Source organism: Halomonas sp. OfavH-34-E (genome assembly GCF_024124525.1).
Classification (GTDB): Bacteria; Pseudomonadota; Gammaproteobacteria; order Pseudomonadales; family Halomonadaceae; genus Halomonas; species Halomonas litopenaei.
Genome location: NZ_JAMXRY010000092.1, coordinates 1 through 7,005, shown reverse-complemented (window position 1 = coordinate 7,005; position 7,005 = coordinate 1). Strand labels below are relative to the sequence as shown.

The window sequence follows — 7,005 nt, the reverse complement described above, 5'->3', positions numbered from 1 at the left end:
GCCGCTGGTGCGCCGCCCCTCCTCCGCGTCCGACCCATGCCAGCGCTTCCCGGTGGACCACCTCACCCCGGGCGCCAGCCAGGCCTTGCGTGCCGGCGGTGATCAGCGCCACGTCGACCTCACCGGCGCCCAGCCGCGCCACCAGATCCTCACTCGGCGCCACGGTCACTTCCACCTGGACCTCGGGAAAACACCGCGCAAACCGCGAAAGCACCCACGGCAGTACCCGGGTCCCGACATCGTCAGAGGTGCCCAGGCGAACGCCGCCCTGCAGCGGCGCCTGCAGAAACTGGGAGACCGTCTCGTGGTTGAGCTGCAACAGACGCCGGGCATAGCCCAAAAGCTTTTCGCCCTCGGGCGTCGGCACCACTCGCCGCGCATGGCGCAGCAGCAGCCGCTGTTCGAGCGTCGCCTCGAGGGTCTTGACCTGCATGCTCAGGGCAGAGGGTGTGCGATGCACCTGTCTTGCCGCACGGGAAAAGCTGCCATGTTCGACGATGGCAACGAAGTTACGGACGATGTCGAGATCCAGCAGCGGCAACGGACGTGCGCTCAAATGGTCGCTGTGCATGTCACTACCATTTTCAATTTATCTGAAAATAAAGTGTAGAGACTTTCGCTGGAATGAACCACAGAGGGCGACCATGCTGGCAGATATCCCGATACCGATCGGTACAGGACGCAAGGAGGTGCGCCATGCGCTTCCTGCGAGCGCGAACAGCGACGACGTCTCACCGCCTGCCCGCGCGCCAACGATGCGAACTGGCCACCCCGTGCAGACGGTGGTTGAACCACACTCTGGAGGTAGACCATGCGCCCTTTTGATCCTCCCCTGCACCAGCATGATCGCAGACACAGACGTTCGACTCGGCTACCCGAGATCGTGCTGCCATGCTCTCCGCCGCTGGGCTTGATCTCGACCCTGGAGCGCTGGGTCAGGCGAGCCTTGCGCCGGCATGACGAACGAACCTGATCCGACTCCCTGCCCGTCAACTTGCCCGGGCACCCACCGACGAAACAGCCCGCCCCCGTCAACGACGGGGGCGGGCTGGCTGGCGGTGCACGGGTTGACGTGCGTCGTTCAGTGATTGTCCCTGGGCGGACTCTGGCGCGCCACGTCGCGGTAGGCGTCGGCGCCGCGCAGGGTCATGCCGCGATCCAGTGGTTCGATCAGGGTGCGCTGGATCTCCTGCCACGGCGTCTGGTGGGCCGGATAGGGATAGCCGCCCTGGGCGTCGAGACGCTGTCGACGCTGGGTGATTTCGTCATCGTCCACCAGCAGGCGGACCTCGCAGCGGCCCAGATCCACGCGTAGTCGATCGCCGGTCTGGACCAGCGCCAGCGGCCCGCCGGTGGCGGCTTCCGGCGAGGCGTTGAGGATCGAGGGCGATCCCGAGGTCCCCGACTGACGCCCGTCGCCCAGACACGGCAGCGACTCGATCCCCTGGCGAATCAGCGCCTCCGGCGGCTGCATGTTGACCACCTCGGCGCCGCCAGGATGGCCCACCGGTCCCGCCCCACGCATGATCAGGATGGTGCTGGCGTCGATGCCGAGTTCGGGATCGTCGATGCGGGCGTGGTAGTCCTCGGAGCCGTCGAACACCACCACCCGGCCCTCGAAGGCATCCGGGTCGTCCGGGTTCTCGAGAAACCGCCGACGAAAGTCCGGCGAGATCACGCTGGTCTTCATCAGCGCCGAGTCGAACAGGTTGCCCTTGAGGTTCAGGAAGCCGGCGTGTTCGACCAGCGGATTGTCGAAGCGTCGGATGACCTCCTCGTCCTGCGTCTCGCGGCCCGCGATGCTGTCGGCCAGGCGGCGGCCGTCGACGCCGGTGACGTCGCCGTGCAGCAGACCGCGCTCGAGCAGCTCGTGCTGTACCGCCGGCACCCCGCCGGCACGATGGAACTCCTCACCCAGGTAGGCACCGGCCGGCATCACGTTGGCCAGCAGCGGAATCCGGTGGCCCAGCCGCTGCCAGTCGTCGTTGTCGAGCGCAACGCCTGCATGGCGGGCGATGGCGTTGACGTGGATCGGCGCATTGGACGATCCCCCCAGCGCCGAACACACCACCACCGCGTTCTCGAACGCCTCGCGCGTCAGGATGTCGAGCGGGCGCAGGTCCTGCCATACCATCTCGACCGCGCGCTGGCCGGTGTCGTAGGCGACCATCGCGCGTTCCTTGTAGGGCCCGGGAATCATCGCCGACCCCGGCAGGCTCATGCCCAGCGCCTCGGCCATGGAATTCATGGTGGAGGCGGTGCCCATGGTGTTGCAGTGACCCACCGAAGGCGCCGAGTCGCTGGCCCGGGCAAGAAACTCGGCGTAGTCGATGTCGCCGGCGGCCAGGCGCTTTCTCAGCTCCCAGATGATGGTGCCGGAGCCGACCCGCTCGTTGCCCCGCCAGCCGTTGAGCATGGGGCCGCCGGACAGCACGATGGCCGGAATGTTGACCGTCGCCGCCGCCATCAAACAGGCCGGGGTGGTCTTGTCACAGCCGGTGGTCAGCACCACGCCGTCCAGCGGGTAGCCGTGCAGCACTTCCACCAGGCCCAGGTAGGCCAGGTTGCGGTCCAGTGCTGCGGTGGGCCGGCGCACGTTCTCGTGGATCGGATGCAGGGGAAACTCGAAGGGCACCCCGCCGGCGGCGCGAATACCGTCCTTGACCCGCTTGACCAGCTCGATGTGGTGACGATTGCAGGGGGTCAGGTCGGAACCGGACTGGGCGATGCCGATGATCGGCTTGCCCGAGGTCAGCTCATCGAGGGTCACCCCGTAGTTGAGGTAGCGCTCGATGCACAGCGCAGTGGTACCCGGGTGGTCGGGGTTGTCGAACCACCAGCGGGAACGCAGCTGGTCGGGGGTAAGGCGGGGGCGCTGGGTCATGGTGTTCTCCTGCGGTTGCCGCCGGCATGCGAGCGGCAACGGTCTGCCATTGGGTGCGAAGGTCGGGAGCGCTCAGTGGGAGTGTCGCGGAACGTCCGCGCCACGACAGCCCACCAGAAAGTCGAAGTCGCAGCCTTCATCGGCCTGCAGCACGTGCTCGATGTAGAGCTGACGGTAGCCGCCGCTGGAGGCGATACGGCGCGACGCCTCGGTGGGATCGCTGGCGGACAGGCGCCGCTCGAGCTCGGCCTCGTCGACGTCCAGATGCAGACGCCCGTCGTAGGCATCCAGCTCGATCCAGTCGCCGTTCTCTACCGCCGCCAGGGGACCGCCGGCCGCCGCCTCCGGCGCCACATGCAGGACCACGGTGCCATAGGCGGTACCGCTCATGCGAGCGTCCGAGATCCGCACCATGTCGGTCACGCCCTGGGCCAGGAGCTTCGCCGGCAGGCCCATGTTGCCCACCTCGGCCATGCCGTGGTAGCCCTTGGGACCGCAGTGCTTCATCACCAGCACGCTGTCGGCATCGACCTCCAGATCCGGGTCATTGATCCGCGCCTTGTAGTCGTCGAAGTTCTCGAACACCACCGCGCGACCACGGTGACGCATCAGCTCGGGGCTCGCCGCCGAGGGCTTGAGCACCGCTCCCTTGGGCGCCAGGTTGCCGCGCAGCACGCACATGCCACCGTCGTCCACCAGCGGGTTGTCCAGCTCACGAATCACCTGATCGTTGTAGAGCGGCGCATCCTTGACGTTGTCCCACAGGGTCTGGCCGTTGACCGTCAGCGCCTCCTTGTGGGGCAGGCGGTCTGCCTCACCGAGGCGCCGCAGCACCGCCGGAAGCCCGCCGGCGTAGTAGAACTCCTCCATCAGAAAGCGCCCCGACGGCTGCAGGTCGACGATGGTCGGGGTGCCACGCCCTACCCGGTTCCAGTCATCGAGCTCGAGTTCGACGCCCATGCGTCCGGCGATCGCCTTGAGGTGGATCACCGCATTGGTCGAGCCACCGATGGCGGCGTTGGTGCGAATGGCGTTCTCGAAGGCCTCCCGGGTCAGCACCCGAGACAACCGCAGGTCCTCCTTGACCATGTCGACGATGCGATTGCCCGACAGGTGCGCCAGCACATAGCGGCGCGAGTCCACCGCAGGAATCGCCGCATTGTGGGGCAGCGACACCCCCAGCGATTCCGCCATGCAGGCCATGGTGGAGGCCGTGCCCATGGTGTTGCAGGTGCCGGCGGAGCGTGACATGCCGGCCTCTGCGGCCATGAAGTCGTGGATCGATATCTTGCCTGCCTTGACCTCCTCGGACAGCTGCCAGACCACGGTGCCGGAGCCGATATCCCGGCCCTTGTGCTTGCCGTTGAGCATCGGCCCGCCGGTGACCACGATGGCCGGGATGTCGCAGCTGGCCGCCCCCATCAACAGCGCCGGAGTGGTCTTGTCGCAGCCGGTCAGCAACACCACGCCGTCCAGCGGATTGCCGCGAATGGCCTCCTCCACGTCCATGCTCGCCAGGTTGCGGGTGAACATGGCGGTGGGACGCAGATTGGATTCGCCGTTGGAGAACACCGGGAACTCCACCGGGTAGCCGCCCGCCTCCAGCACCCCCTTCTTGACGTGCTCGGCCAGCTTGCGGAAGTGGGCGTTGCACGGTGTGAGCTCGGAGAAGGTGTTGCAGATACCGATGATCGGGCGGCCATCGAATTCGTGGTCAGGAATCCCCTGATTCTTCATCCAGCTGCGGTACATGAAGCCGTTCTTGTCCGCACTGCCGAACCACTCGGCGCTACGAAAGCGTGCCTTCTGGGGCACTTCGGTCGCCGCTTCGTCGCTTGCTGCCTCGACACCCACGCTTGGGGAATCCTGATCACTATCGGCCATTGCCTGGCTCCTTCAACTCTGTCACGGGGCGAGCGGCAACCGGTCTGCCTGCTGTCTCGGGCCAATCGCTGGCCTTTGACGTCATGGCGAATACCGACCCGCTCGTCGGGTCCTGGGCAAGCCTACGTCGCGGGCGCCACAAAGTACACACATACGAAAGTATATGTTGAACATACTCGCAACTCGGTCAAGACTTGCCGCCACACCAATAACGATCACGCTCTCATCAGGGAGATCGACCATGCGAGCTATCCCCAGGCTTTCCCGTCTTGCCGCCTCCATCGGTGCGGCATCCATCGCCATCACTGCTGCCGCCAGTGCCCAGGCCGCTGAATACGAGTGGACCTTCCAGGCCTCCGAGACCGCCGGCGAGCCGAGCTTCAAGATCAAGCAGGAGTGGGCCGAGCGCATCGAGACCATGACCGATGGCCGTGTGGCCATCGAGGTGTTGCCGATCAACTCGGTGGTAGGTCCCACCGAAACCCTGCAGGCGGTGAGTTCCGGCATCCTGCAGGGCCATATGACCGACCCCAGCTACTTCTCCGGCCAGAACCCGGCCTTCGGCATGCTCGGCAATCTGGTGGGCGCCTGGAACGACCCCTACGACTTCCTCGAGTTCATGAACAACGCCGGCGGCGAGGATCTCTACAACGAGCTGGTGGAGCCCTACGGCGCCCATCTGGTGGCGGCGGCGACCTTCCCGCTGGAGTCGATCCCGTCCACGGTGGCCATCGAGTCGCTGGAAGACTTCGAGGGACTCAAGATTCGTGCGCCCCAGGGCATGGTCTACAACATCTTCGAGCGCATCGGCGCCACGCCGGTCAACCTGCCCGGCTCCGAGGTCTACACCGGCCTTGAGAAGGGCGTGATCGACGCCGCCGACTCCACGGTGCTGTCGAACAACGACGCCCAGGGCCTCCACGCCTTTGCGCCCTACCCGCTGTACCCGGGCTTCCACTCTATGCCGATGATCGCGGTATCGGTGAACAAGGATATCTGGGACGGCCTGCCCGAAGACCTTCAGACCACCCTCGAGACCGCCTTCGACGCCATGGCCTACGACCTGATCGCCCGACTCAAGGCCCAGGACATCGAAGCGCTTGCCCGTCTCCAGGAGGACCCGGAGGTTCACCCGTTCGACCTGCCCGACGAAGAACGCAAGGCCTTCCGTCAGGCGGCTGAACAGGAATGGCAGGAGTGGGCCGGCAAGAACGAGATGACCCAGAAGGTCTACGACGCCGCCACCGGCTTCCTGACCGCCCGCGGCCAACTGTAAGCCTCGCCAGCCGTCCTGCCCCCGATGGGGGCCCTGCCCCCCGGTCCAGCCTGCTGACACCGGGGGGCAGCTCCGTGACGACTTGCTGACCGCACCCGTGGTCGTGACCTTCAACCTGTTGACCAACGCCGCCAGCGGCCTGGAGCAACCATGACGCCTCCCTCCTCCCACAACACCCCCGCCGGATCGCCACATGACGGCGCCGGGCGGCCGCCTGATCCGTCACAAGAGCCTTCGCACGAGCCTTCGCATGATCCTTCACCCGAGCCTTCTCGCGGCCCGAACCCCGACCCTTCGGCGGACAGGACGCCCGAGCGTGCCCCCGATGTGGTGCGCAGTCGGTTCGACCGTGGCGTGGTCCGGGTGGCCCAGTTCGCCGCCTGGCTGGTATTCATCGCCATGGCCATCAGCGTCTATGAGGTGATCATGCGCTACGGCTTCGGCGCGCCCACCTCCTGGGTCCACGAGAGCGTGGTCATGCTGGTGGCGGTCAGCTTCTGTCTCGGCGGCCCGGCCGCGCTGGCCTCCAACCGCCATATCCGGGTCAAGGTGCTCTACGACGCAGTGGGCCCGAGGTTCCGTCTGTGGCTCGACCGCTTCAATGACCTGGTCACCTTCGGCTTCTGCCTGGGCATGACCTACGCCGCCTGGGTGATGTTCTACGGCGCCTCCCACAACCCCCTCGGCGAGTGGCAGCTGGAGCGCTCCGGTACCTCCTGGAACCCGCCGTTCCCGGCCCTGGTCAAGGGCATGATCCTCGCCGCGGTGGCGATCATGTGCGTCCAGGCGCTGATTCACCTAATCCAGTCGATCAAGGGCAAGCCCGCCCCCGATGCACCCGAAGGAGGCGCTGACTGATGAGCATCGCAGACGGAACCCTGCTGCTGGTCGGCGCCATCTTCGCGCTGCTGGTCACCGGCCTGCCGCTGGCCTTTATCACCGGCCTGGTGGCGCTGGCCTT

At 66.4% G+C, this 7,005-nt stretch carries 5 protein-coding genes; 2 read left to right on the top strand and 3 right to left on the bottom strand.

Features of this window, described 5'->3' with window-relative positions; all coding sequences use genetic code 11:
* The 3 genes from NH448_RS22830 to NH448_RS22820 form a co-directional block, all read right to left on the bottom strand.
* Nucleotides 1–571 (bottom strand): LysR family transcriptional regulator (locus tag NH448_RS22830; RefSeq protein ID WP_253029531.1); only part of this gene is annotated, 571 nt, incomplete at its 3' end.
* Between the two features lie 510 nt (nt 572–1,081).
* A complete protein-coding gene (locus NH448_RS22825) occupies nt 1,082–2,884 on the bottom strand; it encodes an IlvD/Edd family dehydratase (RefSeq protein WP_045994711.1) in 1,803 nt (600 codons plus the stop codon).
* A gap of 72 nt (nt 2,885–2,956) precedes the next feature.
* On the bottom strand, nt 2,957–4,768 hold the full coding sequence (locus NH448_RS22820; protein ID WP_253029530.1) for an IlvD/Edd family dehydratase: 1,812 nt from the start codon (nt 4,766–4,768) through the stop codon (nt 2,957–2,959).
* 241 nt (nt 4,769–5,009) lie between these two features.
* Between NH448_RS22820 and NH448_RS22815 the strand changes: the two genes are divergently transcribed.
* Nucleotides 5,010–6,044: a TRAP transporter substrate-binding protein gene (locus NH448_RS22815; protein ID WP_045994710.1), complete on the top strand. Its 1,035-nt coding sequence runs from the start codon at nt 5,010–5,012 to the stop codon at nt 6,042–6,044.
* 150 nt (nt 6,045–6,194) lie between these two features.
* Entirely contained in the window at nt 6,195–6,902 is a 708-nt protein-coding gene (locus NH448_RS22810; protein WP_253029529.1) for a TRAP transporter small permease subunit, read from the top strand.
* Nucleotides 6,903–7,005: the final 103 nt, after the last annotated feature.

What these genes read in the sequence shown, in the direction of transcription:
- NH448_RS22825 (WP_045994711.1), bottom strand. Translation starts at nt 2,884, where the DNA reads ATGACCCAGCGCCCCCGCCTTACCCCCGACCAGCTGCGTTCCCGCTGG.
- NH448_RS22820 (WP_253029530.1), bottom strand. Translation starts at nt 4,768, where the DNA reads ATGGCCGATAGTGATCAGGATTCCCCAAGCGTGGGTGTCGAGGCAGCA.
- NH448_RS22815 (WP_045994710.1), top strand. Translation starts at nt 5,010, where the DNA reads ATGCGAGCTATCCCCAGGCTTTCCCGTCTTGCCGCCTCCATCGGTGCG.
- NH448_RS22810 (WP_253029529.1), top strand. Translation starts at nt 6,195, where the DNA reads ATGACGCCTCCCTCCTCCCACAACACCCCCGCCGGATCGCCACATGAC.